The following is a 17,548-nucleotide window of genomic DNA, read 5'->3' on the forward strand; positions in this document are numbered from 1 at the left end:
TTTTTTACAGCCCTATCCAGTTCTCAACAGTATAATTCAACTGTAAGTCCTTAGTAGCTTTAAATTTTCTATTTGGAATAGGTTGTCCTAATTTATCCACTTCAAAGAGCCTAAAGCCTCTTGAAAACTTAAACCTGCATGCAAGGTCCCTTGGTACTTTAAAATTCCCTGCAAAACGATTTTTTTCTATTCTATCTAGTATCATGCCTACACTCATATAAATTCGTTCACCAACTGGTGTATTTTCAGGTACTTCGACTGTTACAGAAACATCTACAAATTCTGATAATGTTTCTATTACCTTATATTTTTTAGGTATTCCTTTTACACCTTTTGTCACAAAGGTAACTTCGGCTTCTCCTATTTTCTTAGGTATAATTGTTCCATCCCCCATAACCTCTAGCACATCTGAGTTATCAACTAAAAATACGCCATCTAAAACACTCATTTCAAAACCACTATCGTACGTAACAATTGGATTAATTTTCACTTTCATTCCAGTTAATCCAACTATATCTCGACCATCTAATGTAACATTAACTATATTACCAACATCTCCAAAGAAATATATTAATGGTAGATGCATACGTTCTCCCCAGTCTTTCTCAAAATGTGCACCATTTGGATCCTGATAAAAAATTAAATCATCTCTATATTTGTAACCATTCTTCAATAAAGTTTCTGCAATATCTCTCACATGTTTTACCAAGAAAAAACCTTCCGCACTACCTATATCCATCCATATTTTCAAGTCTTTTTTTCCTTCATACATTTCATATAATTTTAATTCCGAATGATCATCTTCAACTTTCACAAAGAATGGAGATAACATCCCAATTTTCCCAAACACTTCAGGATTGCGGAAACCAATATTATAAGTTGATAAGCCACCTGCTGATGACCCTATTAGAGCTGTATTTTCAGCATTAGTTAATGTTCTAAAATTTTCATCAATGTAAGGTTTCACCTCATTGATTATAAATTTTTCATATAATAAACCTGAGCATTCTATATGTTTATCTGGTGAAATGAAATGACAAAACTCATTATTTTCTATAATTCTTTTATGTGCTATACCTACTATGATTATTTCCTGAATTTTACCTTCATAAATTAACATATCAGTCGTTTTATGAACATTCCATGATTCATCATTTTTTACTACTGGTTCAAACAATCGTTGCCCAGCATGCATATATAATACAGGATACTTTTGATCCGAATTGCTTTCATAACCAGGTGGTAAATATATAAATAATTTTCTACTATTCTTAAGTATTTCAGAATGAAAATTTTCAATCGTAATCACTTTAGAAGTTCGTTCCATAGTAACCTCCAACTTTCTATTTTTCACTTGCATTAATACAGTTCTCTTCAAATTTTTTAGCTTTAAAACCTTATCCTTTATTAACTTTTAAGAGGATTTTTTTAGTATAAGATTTTGTTTTAGCTACCAGAATGAAATCCTCCGTTTTAATTACAATTGTAAAAAAGTAGACTCATATATTTAAGACTCCACCAAGATGGTTTTTTCTGCAGTCTGCCACTTTACAACCACCTCTCCAGTTCCAAAACCGGGAGTTTGATACTTATGATTCTCCCCGCCTTCAATAAATAGTTTGTTATTGATCTTTCTAATAAATTTAAATTCAAGCAAGGTATCAGCCGCAACACTTATATCAAAATAGCCAGTAGGAAATTGATACATTATTTGATTAAAAAATGGCCCTACTGCCTTGCAAGGATTCATATTTCCTAATGAATATGTGTTCCCTATTATAAATACTTCACTCTCTGGTATTTCATATCCATTTTCAATAACAAATCGAATACAAACTTGCTTTGTATTTAAGACCTCTACATGTTTATAGATATTACTCCTAGTTCCTGTATCTGTTACAACAGTAATTCCATATTTACCATCGTTCACTGCTGGAACTTTTACTTTTATACTAATATATGACCATGAAACAACTTCCGCCTCTTTTTCCTCAAATAATACTGATCCTTTTTTAGAAGTAAAGCCACATCCTTCAATACAAATTATTTGACCAACTGTTGTCATTTTATGTCCCACAGTTCCTATTAAAGGTATACTATTTACTCCTTTATGGTGCCAAACATGTACTGACCCAGGTCCAAGCCATAATGAATCTATATTATTATTTTCAACTCTAATTGCTTCACCATCTAAAAGGCCATCTAATATGTCCGTATACTCTCTAGAAGGAAGAAGTGTTTTAACATCTTTTATTTCATATCCTTCTGTTAAATTTCGATTCAACGCTATTAATACCACATCACTTCCAAAGTACCTTTCATATACATAAATATCATCCGTTATATATCTTTCTTTGGTATTTCCATATGGAAGTGCATAATTTAAACTACGAAGCGAAGATAAAGATTGTATTATCTTAAAGTTATCTGTATTCACATCAAAAGATTCCATTTGACCACGATTGTTCGGATCTCCATTTCCAACCATATATTGCTCTGTACCGTAGTATACAGAAGGTATTCCCCTTGAAGTTAACAAAAATGCTAATGATTGTTCTATTCTACGTTTACTTTGTCCATTAATGTGAAAACGGTCCATATCATGATTATCAATAAAAGTAACAAGATTATTTACATCATTATAAATTTGATATGTTTCTTTAATCATTTTGTGTAACCCATGCATAGAATCCATTCCATCTCGAAAAACTTCACGCACTTTATGAGCAAAACTAAAGTCTAATAAACTCATACCACTATTATTTGCAAAATGAACATTTCTATGGTCATATTCATTCGGATTGATATACCATTCACCAAAAATAAATACTGGTCTATAATTATAGATTGAATTTAGCCAACTTTTTTGCCAGCCATATGACATGTGTTTTACTGCGTCAACTCGTATACCATCTATCCCTTGGTCTAGCCATAGTTTAATAGCTTCTTTAAAATACAAATCAATAGCTATATTTTGGTGATTTAGATCTGCAAGATCAAATAAATTACGATAAACTCCATCTTCATATTCTTCAAAATCCGTCCCACCATTATGATGAAAATAATGATTGTAATCATTATCGTATCCACCAAGTAACAATCCATTATCATATAATCTACCATTTTCAGCATAGGTTACATCATCATGTAATGCAGGTGAAGTGTGATTAGGTGCAAAATCCATAATAATTTTTATATCTTTTGCATGAGCAGTTGTTATTAAGGTTTGAAAGTCTTCAAATGTCCCAAAAAAAGGATTTGTTCTTTTAAAATCACGAGCCCAATACCCATGATATGAAGTACTTCCTACCAAATCATTTATTGGTGTAAAGATATTTTCTACCGGTTGTGATATCCATAATGACGTCACACCTAGTTTAGTAAAATAATTTGTATTTAATTTTTCAATAATCCCTATCCAATCCCCACCAAAGTATTTCTTTTTATTTTCCCTAGATTCATCGTATAACTCTCCTTTTGGATTATATGATGGACATCCATTATGGAATCTGTCAGTTACAATTTGATATATTATATCTTTAGAGAAATTAACGTTGTTCCTTTTCATCTTAAGCTTATCTTTTTCTTTCAAATGACAACCTCCATCCCATAGAAGCATTTACCAGCTATTTTCAAACATTTAGCACTCTACCCTTAAGTACTATTTGAAAAATAGTTACAATATATTTCGCCCCCTAACTAGTAACTCATGTTTCGACTCAATTTTTTATACAAAATAATGTCTACAAGTGGTTTCTATATTTGTCCTATAAACTGTACCATTTGATTTATGTCGAAGTAAGGGAAAAAATGTCATTATATAAGAAGGGTGAATATAGAAAATTCTTACATAGAATTATGCTTACAAAATATAGCCCCAATAAAATACATAGACAAAACATTTTTTATTTGGTAATATTCACCTGAAAATATTTGGTAAAACTTTATGCGGAGAGGAGTATTAAAAATAAATACTAGATTATTAATAAAAATACTATTTATACTACTAATACCAATCTTATATTCCAAAATAAACTATAAAATATAAATATAGATTCCCCTCTTACAAAGATTAAAAACCTAGGGGAAAGCCGTAAAGAAATTTCAAAATAATCTGGAGAAATATTTTATTTGTAAAAATCTTATATAAAATTTAAAACAGTATTGTACAGTTAAAATGTTCCTTCCTAAATGCTATTTGAAATTTTCTTAATTAAAGATGTACTTCTACAAATTTAATAATGCCATTAGTAGATATTTTCTCGTAATTTAATTTCATAACAATTTAAATCCACTTACATTCTAAGATTTCTATGGTCAATTTATATTGCGTTTTATTTTTCCAACATCTATGTACTTAAATCCATTTCATACCTACCGTTTTTACCTCAAAATAACAATATCTTATATTAATATAGCTCTTTTACAATTAGATTCCATTTAATTAATCATCTAATTCACTTGATTACTAATGTTCACCACTATTAGTTTGCAAACAAATTTTTATAAATTAAATACTTAAATTTGTGAGGTGACAATACTATGCAACAACGGGTCGAATTAGATTCCGCTCTTGCTGCTTCTTCGAAAAAGACATTATGGAAAAATCGTACATTTACTTTTGTATTTACAGGTTATACCTTATCAATGTTTGGAAATTCATTTCACAGTATTGCTTTAAACCTCTGGGTACTGCAAGCAACAGGAAGTGCCAAATTAATGTCTACAATTGCCATAACTCATATGGTCATGAGCATGTTGTTTTCTTCCATTGCAGGTACTGTCGCAGATAGGGTAGATCGCAGAAAACTAATGTGGATAACAGATATAATAAGAAGTCTTTTAATACTAAGCATCGCATTTTGTATTGCAATACCCGGTACTCCCTTCATTCTTATTATTATCTTAACCGCCCTTACTTCTTGTGCAGGATTATTTCAGTCTCCTGCATTCCATGCTTCCTTAGTTGATATTGTAGGAAAAGACAAAGTTCAACAAGCTACTGGAGTATTAAATGTAGCAGATAATATATCCCGTATTTCAGGGCTAGCAATAGGAGGAGTTGTAGTTGCAGCATTTGGTGGTAGCATTGCTATCTCAGTTGACGCAGTTACTTTTATGTTATCCGCTATTTTAGTGTTGTTAAGTGGAAAGTTTCCTAATTCTACAAAAAAAACAGGAATCAAAAATTCATTTCAGGAGGACCTTGTTGCAGGATTCAAGTATATATGGCAGAACCCTTTTGCTAAATCTGTTATTATACTCTCGCCTACTTTAATCACATTTTTCACTGCTTCATTAATGCTTATTCAAGTAATGTCTGTAAAAGTGTGGAAGGCAAATCCGATTGAATTTGGGATAATTGAATCTAGCATTCCAATAGGTTATATGTTAGGTGCAGGCATTATTATCTTTTTTGATAATAAGTTACATCGACGGGGTTGGTGGATAATCCTTAGCATGGTTTTACTAGCTCCAATCTTTGTAGGGCTATCTTTTGCTCCATCTGTTCTTTATGCAGTACCATTAATTCTCCTCTTAGGAATACTTTTTTCATTTTGTACATTGCTTGTCAATGTGATTATTAAAGTTGAGGTAGATCCTGATTTACAGGGAAGGACTTTTGGAACACTTGGTTCTCTTACGAGTATTGCATCACCAGTTGCTTTAGCAATCTCCTCATTTTTCGCTGACATATATGGTCCACCATTAATCTTATTAATAAATGGGGTCTTATTATTTATTTCAGGACTAATTGTACTGTTCTTTCTTAAATCAATTAGATCATATAAATGATTCTTTTTCGTTATAAAAAACATTAAGTATCCAAACTTAAAAAATGCCGAAATTGTTAAGAATATCAACTCTTTCGACATTTTCCCTATATCACTTAAGGAGAGATTTTTATGCCAAGGAAAATACTTATACTCGTAACCTTTCTGATAGCGGCTAGCCTTTTAGGTTGCACAGATATAGAACACAAAGATACTCTCAACAAAATAGAAGCACCCGAAAAAGAACCAGTGGATGTAAAAGAAAAAATTGCACTTAAACATATGACAGTAGAAGAATATTTAAAGAACTATAATAAAATTAAGAGTAATTTATCAACACAAGGTATTGAAATTCTTCCATTTAATCTTGAACGAGAAAAGCAATCCAATACATATAGGTTTTATTACCCTAAAGAAGTAGATAAATTAGATCAAGATATGAAATGGGTAAGTGTCATGTTAGGAGAAAACGGAAAAGCAATTAATGGAATTATGTATACTGGCTACGCAGATATACCTACGATCAAGGCAATGATTCAAGCTACTAACATTACATGGACTAATGAATTAGATCAGTTAATTGGTTCAATAGGAAATGAAGATTTTTCAAAAACATTGGAAATTGAAAAAGTGAAACTATCTGTTAAAGGTAATTCAAAAAATATTAAAATTATGATAGATTCAATGAAATTAGATTCACCTCAATCTCTTTAAAACAAATATAGTCCCAAATACCTATTTAATTTCTTTAATTTTACACTCTTTAGAAATTTATATAAAAAAATCGTCAGCCTTTAACAAAGCAACTGACGATTTTTTTATTCTCTTACATTTTCAATCAAAATAGGCATCAACAATATGACTCTGTCTATTTATTTAATTCTAACTTCCAAAACATTATTCTATAATTTCAAAAAGGCTATTGCCATTATTACCTCCTGGTAATATAAATTTCACATGTTGATCTGCTTGAATAGTTATATAATGATATTGATCAGGTTTAGTTAATTTGGTTGTACTTTTCCAACTTCCTGAAGTCCAGTACGTTACTTGTGAATAAAATGCTAGTGGCCGGCATTTCTCTGGATCAGTTGACTTATCATTTTCTGATATAATTTCAGGCTTAATTCTAATTTTCTTTCCTGCCGCATTTTTAAATTGAAAGTCATAAACAATTCCATAGTTCCCTTCAAGCGTCGGGTTAGAATTTTCTAGATACCATATAGGTGCTTCTTATTCATTAACACCAACACGAGGGTGAGGATAGGCCTTACTTGTCTTTGAACCTACATAAAAGGTACTTGTTGTTACATTATCAATAACAGCATACCTTTCATCATAATTATAATTAGCAGTTGAAGTAGTTTTATTATAATTTTTAACCTGTGTTGTTTTTATAGGATCAAAAATTTCTGATGGGCTAGAGAACTGTCCATCTGTTTTTTTCTTTGAAACAAATTGACGTAGTGTTAATTTTGCATTCGGAATAAACTTAATTTTTCCATTAACTGCAAAAGTATCTTCTACATCTTTTTCTAATATAAATACATGTCCATCTGCTGGAATAATAAATGGTAATGCAGATTCCTTTGAAGTTACCAATAACAAATTACATAATAACAACAATATAGAAATTGTTCTTATTGGACATAAAGGAGTATCTCCAGTGGCTGCTTTAGATCAGGCGAGGAATGGAACCGTTCGTAACAATATTGTCCATCATAATTCATCTTTTAATAATACTAGTTATAATGAATACTCAGCTGATGGTATTTACGTGGATGGCGGGAAGAACATTATAATTGAGCAAAATCAAAGCTATGAAAACGACCTTGGTATTGACGTGGCCAGCGAACATGCGGGAAAAAGCGCAAGCCAAATTACTGTTAGAGATAATACGATATCTAATAATACCATGAGTGGCATTGCAATTGGTGGATATGACAGTAAGCAAGGGTATGCAGAAAATAACACGATTATGAACAATGTGATTTATAAAAATGATACAAAAGATCAAGAGAGTGGCCAAATCGAATTAAATTACGATACCCGGAACAATGTAATTACCAATAACCAAATCTATGCAAGTAATAGCCGTATTTTTATAAGCAATAATTTTAATAGAAACACTGGGAACAAACTGGATTACAATCACTACTATGGTGAATTCGATCAAAATAATGGCTTATGGCAATGGAAAAGAAAAACGTATAAAGGATTTTCAACTTATCAAGCCAGTATGAATCAGGAAGGAAATGAACAACATAGTATATTTAGCAAATTAACTCCTTCATTCAACCTAATACAGTAGTCTAATACTAAATTAGTATTAAGTTATAAGAAAGTACATGCAATAGGCACTTTAAGAATACTAATAAAATTAACCTTATTAAAACAAAAAGAGATACCCTAGTACCATACCTAAAGCCTCTCTTTCATTTTATTTATTTCATTAGTTTCTTTAATACCCTTACAATTATCCATTGTTATATCTAATTTCTATTTAAAAACCTTTTTTGTAAGTTTATACCTATACATCGTGTTAAATTATGTGTGGCAAGATAAAACAAGCTATTAAATTTAATTATTGTTAGGTAGTTTCTACGGTATGATATTATCACACAATTAGTTATACATACGTAAAAGATTTCCTGCTTTGTAACAGGAAACCTTTTACGTATTATTAACCTACAAACCTAAAATTTCAACAATCTGACGTGCCTTAGCATTATCTATATAATAATGCATCTCTAACCCTCTTCTTTCTGAACGGAGTACGGTTCCTCTCAATTTTGATAGATGTTGTGAAACAGTGGATTGGGGAAGTCTTAATATTTCCGTTAACTGTGTAACATTACACATTTTATGGTGTATTAATTCATTTACAATTTGTAATCGAACAGGATGTGCCATTACTTTTAATACATCTACATCATCTTCTTGGATTTCAGCTAGATTTCTTTCAGATATTAATGTTATCATTTCGCATTCTCCTTTATTATTTATTTCTATTTTCCTGTTATCCTTATAATTAATACTTATAGCTAATTACCATTTGTCCTGTTGAGAAAATATATTCTCTTTTTAAAACAAAAAGGAAACCAATTCATTAAAACGCTTTTTTACTGCTTTAATGAATTGGTTTCCTCTAATTTTTTGACCAGAATATATCTTATTTTAGGTTTCTTTTCTGTTCATTCCCAAAAATCCCATAAAAAAAAGAAGAGGGATATCTCCCCTCTTCACCAATAAAATTGAACATATTTACAATTAAGGAAGGGCATACGTTCATCAAGAGATGAAATGAACAATAATAGTTCACCTAGTGAATTATAACACAAATTCAATTACATTAATAGATAATATTAACATTTTTGGAATTATATTGACAGAATTGTTAATTTACATTCGGATTAACATCGGCCTTTGCAGATTCTAACAAGATTTCCGCCAACAACATTCCTGTTTATTCTATTCAGAACCAAGAACAAGAACCTTTTACTGGATATGTCATTTCAGTAGAGAACAATTATTTAGTAGTTGCAGCTACATCTACAAAAGATGAAGCCCTTGCTTATCAACATGATTGGTGGGATCTAGTTTCTCAAAATAAGATTTTAAGGGTCCCTGTTTCAGATGGTGCAAACTACACATTAGGTGAGAAATTAAATGTATATGCAGTTGCATGGACTAAATCCCTACCACCAATAGCTGTTATGCCTACAATTGAAAAAGTATTTCAGTAGGTAATATTTTCAATAATTAAGCTATCTCATATAAAAAGGAGTCGAATAACGGCTCCTTTTTATATTCTACATTTCCTTGGATTCCTTACCTTCTCGTACCCCTAATATTTAATAACATACTTCTTTCTCACTAGCTAATACAACTTTCACCTTAGGAATTTTTCATCATATTACTTATTTAAATCCTTATCATAGCTTTAAAAAATATATATTATAAAAAACGTATCCCCACCTACATTTACCTATACATATTTAAGAAATAAATAGTTCAAAAAGAAAAATAAAAATACCACCACAAAGAATATCTATTTGTTTCTTTTCGTTGGTTTTCCGGCATGTTGTATATAAAAAAATAAAGCAATGCCTGTCATAGTAATTAAAAAAATTTGATATTAATCATCTGTAATAACCCCTCCATACAAAAATAAGAAGCCCCTTTTTAAAGAGACTTCTCATTTCTAATACAAACGACATACATAGGATAAATATACACAATATTATCAGGATGGTTTGCTTTGTTGCTCCTTTAGTATAACACACAATATCTCATTTTTGTTTAATAATCCCAAATTGTAAAACTTTATCAACATTAAAATATTTCATTTAAAGCAAACGAACAAAAATAAACTCAACGAAATACTTACTTATAAAACCAACGTATGTAAAAAACAGCTACAATTCCATTCATGGTTTTAAAAATTTGTCCCCCTTTTCTTCTAAGAATATTCTAAATCTCAGATAGATTGTCTTATATCGCCACCTTATGTATACAGAATTACATATTAAACTATATTGAAAGTCATTCTCATTGTAACCTTGGATTTTCCTCTATCTTTTCACGTAATTTCCGAATATGTACCATAACGGTATTATCAGATTGGAAAGACTGTTCTTTCCACACTCTTTCATAAATTTGTTCGGCACTCAGTACCATTCCTTGATTCCGGGCTAGCAATTCTAAAATTGAAAATTCTCTGGGGGTTAGTTTCACTTCTTGATTTGCAACAATTACTTCATAAGTTGCTACATTAATTTTAATATCTCCAATTTCGACTTCATTTTCGTTTTGTTCACTTACTCTACTTTTCATTTTCATATATCTACGAAGCTGTGACTTAATTCGTGCAATGAGCTCTAATGGATTAAACGGTTTTGTTACATAGTCATCTGCTCCAGTTGTTAACCCTAAGATCTTATCCATATCTTGCGTTTTGGCTGATAACATAATAATAGGCATTTCTTCTATTTCTCTAACTTTCATGCACATATGGATCCCATCGATTTTTGGCATCATAATATCAAGTACAATTAAATGTACTTCATTTTTCTTTAATAGCTCTAAGCCTTCTTCTCCATCTCTGGTTTGTAGAACCCTATAGCCTTCACTTTTTAAATAAATAGCGATAAGCTCTCGAATTTCTTTCTCGTCATCTACTATTAGTATCGTTTCTTTACTCACAAAATTTTCTCCAATATCATTTTCGAACGTACATTCTACCACTTACTCGCTAAAGTATTTTATATAGAAGCGGCATACCAATAATTCTTTACCATAAGCAAAAGAATTAAGCATTATAACCATATTGCTGGAAATAATACAACAATTCATGTAATTGCTATGGTGTTAATTTAAATTCATTATAAATCGTATTTCTTAACAAATATCGAGGAGGTTTCTTAAGTTTTTCTTAAAAGAATAGAAATGAAATTTTAATATACAGTTATCAAGATTATTACTGATTAAGTAATTGAGGTTTACTTATCTTATGTTCAAAAAATATAAACTTTGATGTCCTGTTATTGAAGCAAGATATTTTAGAAATAACCGCCTTTTATTTATAACAAAATGAGGTTTTTATTTTGTTTTTTTCACATAATATTTTTTATTCTTCTCATACTATAGCTGTAACATTACGTTACAGTGTATTGTGGATATCGTCACTGTTGGATGATAAAGCAGTTAGTTCATTGAGCTAGCTGCTTTATCATTTACTAAGTACAAAATAGCGTTTTTATATAAATCTTTTCACCTTTTAATTAGCCAAGCATATATTATTGTGTATGGCACTCCACAGTTCATACATTCAAACCTTTTAGTCTAGAAGCACACTTATACGTGTGCTCTTTTTTTATTTACTTTCAAATAACAATTTTGTTTTCACTGTCCCATTCTTTTAATAAATTACATATACTAAAAAGAATAGTCGTTACAGTACATTCAATTTCGAGCGTCTTTCTCCCAAGACGCTTTTTATTTTTCTAATGACAAGCTCCATGGGTCTTAGCAAAACATACAATATTAAAAATTTACTCATGAAAATCTGATTACAACTTTTGGATTTTTCTGTTTCATGAGACCTTCACCTACCTTATTAGTAAATGTAGATTCTCCCTTAACTTACTGTTGTACATAAACTTTGAATAATACTATAATAAAAGCTGTTCTACTGTGTGCGAATACCTTTTAGGCTAGGAGAAATCCTAGCTTTTTATTTTCCCTCCCTGAATAAAACTAAATATTTCGTTAACAATATAGGTAGAGGAATTTTTATATACCCATTAATTCCTCCCTTTCTTTAAGGGTTGGACAGTTAACTTTCGTTAGCTGTCCTTTTAAATTTATCACCTTTTATGTGAAGATGAATAATCTATAAAGGGTATTTTGATGCACCTTTCTTTATTAGCTTATTCGATTATTCAATCCAGGAAAGAGCGCTGTTCGAAGGCACTTTTTCTTATGCATTCTTTTCTATAATTTTTTTATAATCATTACTAATTAAAATTCACATATAATTTAATGAAAACGGATATTCATTAGCGATTGGAGGCATCCACTCATAGAAATCTACCTTTCTTGTCAAAGGGCATGCTTATATGTGTGCTCTTTTTCGTTTGTTGCGAAATAATGCTTTTGTTTGAAATTCATTCACCTTATTGATTCCTTTGCATACATTACAAGCACAAGGAATTCTACAGGTTTCCCTAGGCCAGTTACCTTGTATTCCTTGCACACCTTAAGGGAAGAATCCGTTTATAACAAACGGGTTCTTTTATTTTTACTCGTATAATAAGAATTTTGTTTAGTTATCATTTGATTAATCATATTTAGATTTCATTAACATAACTTAATATTAATCAGGAATTACACTACCCCCCAGTAGATTTGTAGTTCCTGTAATTGAGTCTATGGCTCTGATCAGAACCTGTTTGTTATAAACAACAGGTTCTTTTTAATTCTACTTTACGAATATTCTTTTCCACATTACACATACTATCTACGAGTCAGCTACACTCTTTCAAAACGGAGTTTTACTCCTCAGGCAAAATGGCAGGTGATTTGGTCAATCACCTGCCATTTCCGATAAAAATAACGCTTTTCTTTATTTATCAATAACTGAAGTTACTTAATGTGGTAAAACAATAATCGGATTGGCATTCAATACCATATTGCTAATGATTCAAATCGCAGAAAGCACCTTAGGGTGTCTTTTCTTTTGTTTGAAACAAAAACTGCCAAAATATTTGTATTTTCATTGATTTACGACTCGTATAAACTAACAAACTTCTTATATACAATTTGTTATCCTAAATGGGTTGACAATATGAACAGTTATAGAAGGATTTTGTGAATTGTAAAAACAACTTGTGCAAGTATTATTACTGGAATTTTTTTAATATGTTCAACAGGATGTGCCTATCAAACTGATTTCATCGCAGCTAAAACTCAATCTGTAGATGGAACATATACAACAAAAGATATCACAGAAACATTTCCTGTAGGAACACCCATAACTGCTTACATTCAAACAGCAGAAAAATGAACGTAAAATATCTCACTATTAAAAATAGTATTGATTAAGTGCTCTAAACGTTACTAAACTATAATTCGGTAATTTGTTTGATCTGTCATAAATTATAGTAATTTTGTGGTTTTACAATAAATAATTTTTTTAATATGCTATTCATAAGTACGGTTGGAAAATACTTTAACATTGCAACTTTGAAATATCTCATTATATGACTGTCAGATGAAGAAAAATTCGCTGCTTTGATAGATTTTTTTTGTATTTTTTCAATTTCATATTTTAAGTAAGATTCATAGTTATAGAAGGCTTCTTTGTGAGAAGGACAATGTATTAACTCTTGAGTCAATTTGTAAGCCCCCAGCATAGATTTCCCACCACCAGTTCCTGACATAAAGGTCATAGCATGAGCCGCATCGCCTAATAATACTATACGTCCATCGCTCCATTGTGGTAACTGGACAAGTGTCATTTGATCTTGAAAAATAAGATTTTCGTTATTTATACTTTCAATAACGTCACGTATCCCCCACTCAATGTCTTTGCATAACTCTAATAAGAATTCTTTATTATTTTTATTATGGAACTGTTCTCGATGTTTATTCTTATATATAAACATTCCCCAGATATAAGTATCATCCATCCCGCAATGAATATAACATCCTGGTAACAGTGTCTCTAAAGTTTGATTTTGCTTCAATTTCTCAGGGGTAAGAGTAGGCCTTGGTATAGTAAACACAGAAAAACCTATATCCAGCTGTTTCATATATTGTTCTTTCATTAATAAATTACGTGTAACTGAATGAATACCGTCTGCCCCAATGACTAAATCAAAGGACTCCTTCCTTCCATCATGGAAGGTGACCTCAACCTGATCGCTATTTTGATGGAAGGAATGAATTGTTGTATTAAAATTCACATCAATAGAATTTCTTATGGATTCATAAAGAATCTCATGCAATATAAAACGGTGAATACTTATTGAACCACCCTGTTGGATATGAAATTTTCTAAAATCGATTTTGCGCAGTTCTTGTCCCCCTTTATCAACAAATTGTCTCATTTCTACTATGACTCCGTTTTTTTTAACCTGTTCTAATAATCCTAATTTATCAAGAACAAATATCGCATCTCCTCTTAAACTAATTACGGACCCAATCGACCGAAACGAGTGAGCCTTTTCAATAATAATTGGAGAAAAACCATTAGATAAAAGACAATTTGCTAAAGTTAGTCCCGCAATACCACCACCAGAAATTAATACTTTCATAAAACCCCCTCCTAATATTGATAATCATTATCATTTATAAATATAGTATTACAAAAAATGGCTTATAACAAGAAGGAACTATATAATTACGGTATTTCTTCCATAGACATTTTCAATGCTGTCAAACAAAAAACGTCATTTAGTTTCAAATCATGTACAAGTGGTTATCATACACAAAAAGTATTAATTGGGTTAACGCTGTAAATAATAATTAATAAAGGAGGTGTAGTGTAATGGCTAGAGATGTTCTTTGTGAGGTAAATAACTGTAAATATTGGAATTCCGGAAACAAGTGCAATGCAGATGCTATTTATGTAATTAGTCATACAGGTAAACAAGCATCAGATAGTAAAGAAACAGATTGTAAAACATTTGTACCAGAAGAATTGTAATTTTTTGATGGATGAAGAAATAGAACATCTAATCCTAGGGTTGAAAATAACAGTACAATCTTGTATAGATAATAATTTATATAATGCTTACGAACTTAAAAAATATCTTGAAAATTAAGACTATAATAAATAACCCACTTAATTGGAATTGAGTGGGTTATTTATTATAGTTAATTAAAGAATCATGAAGACATTTTGAAGTTTTTGGATTTAATGTTTGTCACCGTATAAGTACTCTTCCCCCACATTTCTGAACGATATGTACCTGGTGGTAAAACAATGTGCCAGTATTTTTAATTTATACATATATTACTATTTCATTTTATCTGTTTTTGCAACAAATTGAGCTGCTTCTGCACGCGTTACGAATCTATCAGGTTCCCATCCAGATCCTGTACCAATAGAAATCCCTTTATTAATGAGAATATTTACATAGTCCTCACCCCAATGGCCTTTTAAGTCTGAAAATATAAGTTTGCTATTATTGGAATTCACCTTGGTATTAAGATTATATGTTCTTACTAAAATAGTCGCCATTTCGGCTCTCGTAATAGCTGCTTCTGGATTGTATTTTCCTGTTCCATCTCCTATAATAATCCCTTTTTTCTCAACTGCAGCGATGTAAGGTGCAGCCCAGTGATCTTGTGAATCATAAAATGTTGGTTTAGCAGATGAATCTACAGGTAAATCTACAGTTTTTGCAATAATTTTGGCAGCCTGTGCACGTGTTAATTGATCATATGGTGCAAATCTTCCATCTGGATAACCATTTATAATATGCTTATTAACTAAATAATCCACGGATTCTTTGGCCCAATTAGGTACATCTGAAAAAGAGGTTGCTGGAGTTTCTTTCTTAACTACAACATTTTGCATCACTGTTCCATTAAATAATATTGGATAATAGCCACCTGCATCAAAGCTGGTTTCAAATGTAAATTCTTTTTCCCCTGCGGTCTTCCATTTTATGACCCCGTTTGTAACTGTTCCATCTTCTTCTTTCAATTTAATGCTCTTAGGTAGATTCCCCGCTGGATCAAATATTTGTACTTTTTGAGCCTCATTTATATTTCCTTCATTCAAAAAGATTTTTTGCCTTTGGATATTTGCTCGCTTTATATTTTTTAATGGGCGAATATCTGAAATAGCATTTGCATCTAAATTTACATTACTTAAATTCGGTAACATACTTAATGTTGAAATATCATTAATGTAGTTTGTTTCCAGGTTAAGAGTGTTTAATTGTTCCAATTTAGATAAAGGACTAATATCATTTATCTCATTATATTTTAAATCTAACTCTTTTAAATTCTTTAATTCGCTAATTGGTTGAATACTGTGGATTGTATTATATCCTAGCGACAATTCTTCTAAATTAGTTAATTGGTTAATACCAGTTATATTACTAATATTATTACTTGATAAAAATAACGATTTTAAAGAAGTTAATGTACATATTGGCCGAATATCCTCTATATTATTTCCTATTAAATCCAACCGTGTTATACTTTTCATCTCGTTTAATGGCGAATAGTCCGAAAGCTTAGTTTCTCTCAAATATAATTCTTCAACTTTTTTTAATTCAGTAAGTGGTTTAATATCATTCATTTGACTATAAGATAAATCAATAACTTTAAGATTTTTCAATTTAGATATTACTGACAAATCTTTAATTTGTGCATTTCTCAAGCTAAGACTTTCTAAATTTTGCAGGTACTCTAATCCTCTATAATCCTTTATCTCCTTATTGTCTAAATATATATCTTTAATTTCCAATAAATCTTCTTTTGTTATAGGTGCATTTGCATCCTCTCTATTTAAGACCCATTGATTAATATGTTGTCTTAACTTTTCATCGGGTATTAACTCTTTACTATCAACTGGTTTATTGCTGGAATCCTCTTTCATATTTGAAGCATCTATTTCAAATTGAACTTGATATTTATGATCATATCCCATGGTCGGAATCAGAACATGCATCTGCATATTATATTTCTTTGAGAATTCTCCTATCTCAAATTGAACCACTTTTGTCCCATTTTTTCTTTTATCTTCAGAAATTACCTGTACATCATGGAATACACCAGGTGTACGATAATCTTCTACTCTAAGATATTGAAAATAGTCACTATCCTGAACGGTTACCGTTACAATTTTCTTTCCATCTTTAATCGTAACTTTTGGCTCCTTTAAGTAATTAGATGTGATAGATGATTCATTGGTTTGATCCCGATATGTTTTTAAGATTACATCATAGGTACCTTCTGAAACTTTTTGATTTGTATTTACTTGAATAGGCGTTTCTGCTTTAACTATTGGAGAAGCAAGCACGTTAAATGGAACTACTAAGGATGCAGCCACAACCAATCTTTTTAGATATTTCGTCTTAATTTTTCCCAATATAATATCTCCCTTACATAAAGAGTAATAAAAAATAATTAACACTACAATCATATTGATAATGATTATCATTGTCAATATGATTGTGTTCAGAATTTACTTCTTGTTAGTAGTTTTTTCGGAACATCAATAATGTATTTATATAATTTTATGGAGATATACT

General features: G+C 30.6%; 10 protein-coding genes and 3 pseudogenes. 6 read left to right on the forward strand and 7 right to left on the reverse strand.

The window, feature by feature from the left end:
- Positions 1-4: 4 nt before the first annotated feature.
- A complete protein-coding gene (locus tag MR160_RS06880; RefSeq protein WP_242297142.1) occupies positions 5-1,327 on the reverse strand; it encodes an alpha/beta hydrolase in 1,323 nt (440 codons plus the stop codon).
- A gap of 180 nt (positions 1,328-1,507) precedes the next feature.
- The gene (locus MR160_RS06885) at positions 1,508-3,592 is read right to left on the reverse strand and encodes an alpha-amylase family glycosyl hydrolase (protein WP_242297143.1); all 2,085 of its coding nucleotides are present in this window, start codon (positions 3,590-3,592) and stop codon (positions 1,508-1,510) included.
- Positions 3,593-4,542: 950 nt separating this feature from the next.
- Between MR160_RS06885 and MR160_RS06890 the strand changes: the two genes are divergently transcribed.
- Both MR160_RS06890 and MR160_RS06895 read left to right on the forward strand, forming a co-directional pair.
- On the forward strand, positions 4,543-5,796 hold the full coding sequence (locus tag MR160_RS06890) for an MFS transporter (protein WP_242297144.1): 1,254 nt from the start codon (positions 4,543-4,545) through the stop codon (positions 5,794-5,796).
- Between the two features lie 110 nt (positions 5,797-5,906).
- On the forward strand, positions 5,907-6,488 hold the full coding sequence (locus MR160_RS06895) for a hypothetical protein (RefSeq protein ID WP_242297145.1): 582 nt from the start codon (positions 5,907-5,909) through the stop codon (positions 6,486-6,488).
- Between the two features lie 519 nt (positions 6,489-7,007).
- Here MR160_RS06895 and MR160_RS06900 read toward each other — a convergent pair.
- Positions 7,008-7,376 (reverse strand): hypothetical protein, encoded by a 369-nt coding sequence (locus tag MR160_RS06900; protein ID WP_242297146.1) that lies wholly within the window; start codon positions 7,374-7,376, stop codon positions 7,008-7,010.
- Between MR160_RS06900 and MR160_RS06905 the strand changes: the two are divergent.
- Positions 7,342-8,085, forward strand: a pseudogene (locus tag MR160_RS06905) (right-handed parallel beta-helix repeat-containing protein); the annotation flags it as partial. The gene MR160_RS06900 and the pseudogene MR160_RS06905 sit on opposite strands and share 35 nt — an antisense overlap.
- A gap of 377 nt (positions 8,086-8,462) precedes the next feature.
- On the opposite strand, the gene MR160_RS06910 reads toward MR160_RS06905, so the two are convergent.
- Positions 8,463-8,756, reverse strand: a complete 294-nt coding sequence (locus MR160_RS06910; protein ID WP_242297147.1) for an ArsR/SmtB family transcription factor — start codon at positions 8,754-8,756, stop codon at positions 8,463-8,465.
- 419 nt (positions 8,757-9,175) lie between these two features.
- On the opposite strand from MR160_RS06910, the pseudogene MR160_RS06915 reads away from it, so the two are divergent.
- A pseudogene (locus tag MR160_RS06915) lies at positions 9,176-9,520 on the forward strand (DUF3221 domain-containing protein); the annotation flags it as partial.
- Positions 9,521-10,325: 805 nt separating this feature from the next.
- Here MR160_RS06915 and MR160_RS06920 read toward each other — a convergent pair.
- Positions 10,326-10,979: a response regulator transcription factor gene (locus MR160_RS06920; protein WP_242297148.1), complete on the reverse strand. Its 654-nt coding sequence runs from the start codon at positions 10,977-10,979 to the stop codon at positions 10,326-10,328.
- Positions 10,980-13,149: 2,170 nt separating this feature from the next.
- Between MR160_RS06920 and MR160_RS06925 the strand changes: the two are divergent.
- Positions 13,150-13,358, forward strand: a pseudogene (locus MR160_RS06925) (hypothetical protein); the annotation flags it as partial.
- A 68-nt stretch (positions 13,359-13,426) separates the two neighbouring features.
- Here MR160_RS06925 and MR160_RS06930 read toward each other — a convergent pair.
- Positions 13,427-14,593: an FAD-dependent monooxygenase gene (locus MR160_RS06930; protein WP_242297149.1), complete on the reverse strand. Its 1,167-nt coding sequence runs from the start codon at positions 14,591-14,593 to the stop codon at positions 13,427-13,429.
- 233 nt (positions 14,594-14,826) lie between these two features.
- On the opposite strand from MR160_RS06930, the gene MR160_RS06935 reads away from it, so the two are divergent.
- Positions 14,827-14,985: a DUF1540 domain-containing protein gene (locus MR160_RS06935; protein ID WP_000090307.1), complete on the forward strand. Its 159-nt coding sequence runs from the start codon at positions 14,827-14,829 to the stop codon at positions 14,983-14,985.
- Positions 14,986-15,297: 312 nt separating this feature from the next.
- Here MR160_RS06935 and MR160_RS06940 read toward each other — a convergent pair whose 3' ends face one another.
- Positions 15,298-17,385 (reverse strand): S-layer homology domain-containing protein, encoded by a 2,088-nt coding sequence (locus MR160_RS06940; protein WP_242297150.1) that lies wholly within the window; start codon positions 17,383-17,385, stop codon positions 15,298-15,300.
- Positions 17,386-17,548: the final 163 nt, after the last annotated feature.

Origin of the sequence: Bacillus cereus group sp. BfR-BA-01382 (genome assembly GCF_022663475.1) — a bacterium.
Classification (GTDB): Bacteria; Bacillota; Bacilli; order Bacillales; family Bacillaceae_G; genus Bacillus_A; species Bacillus_A thuringiensis_S.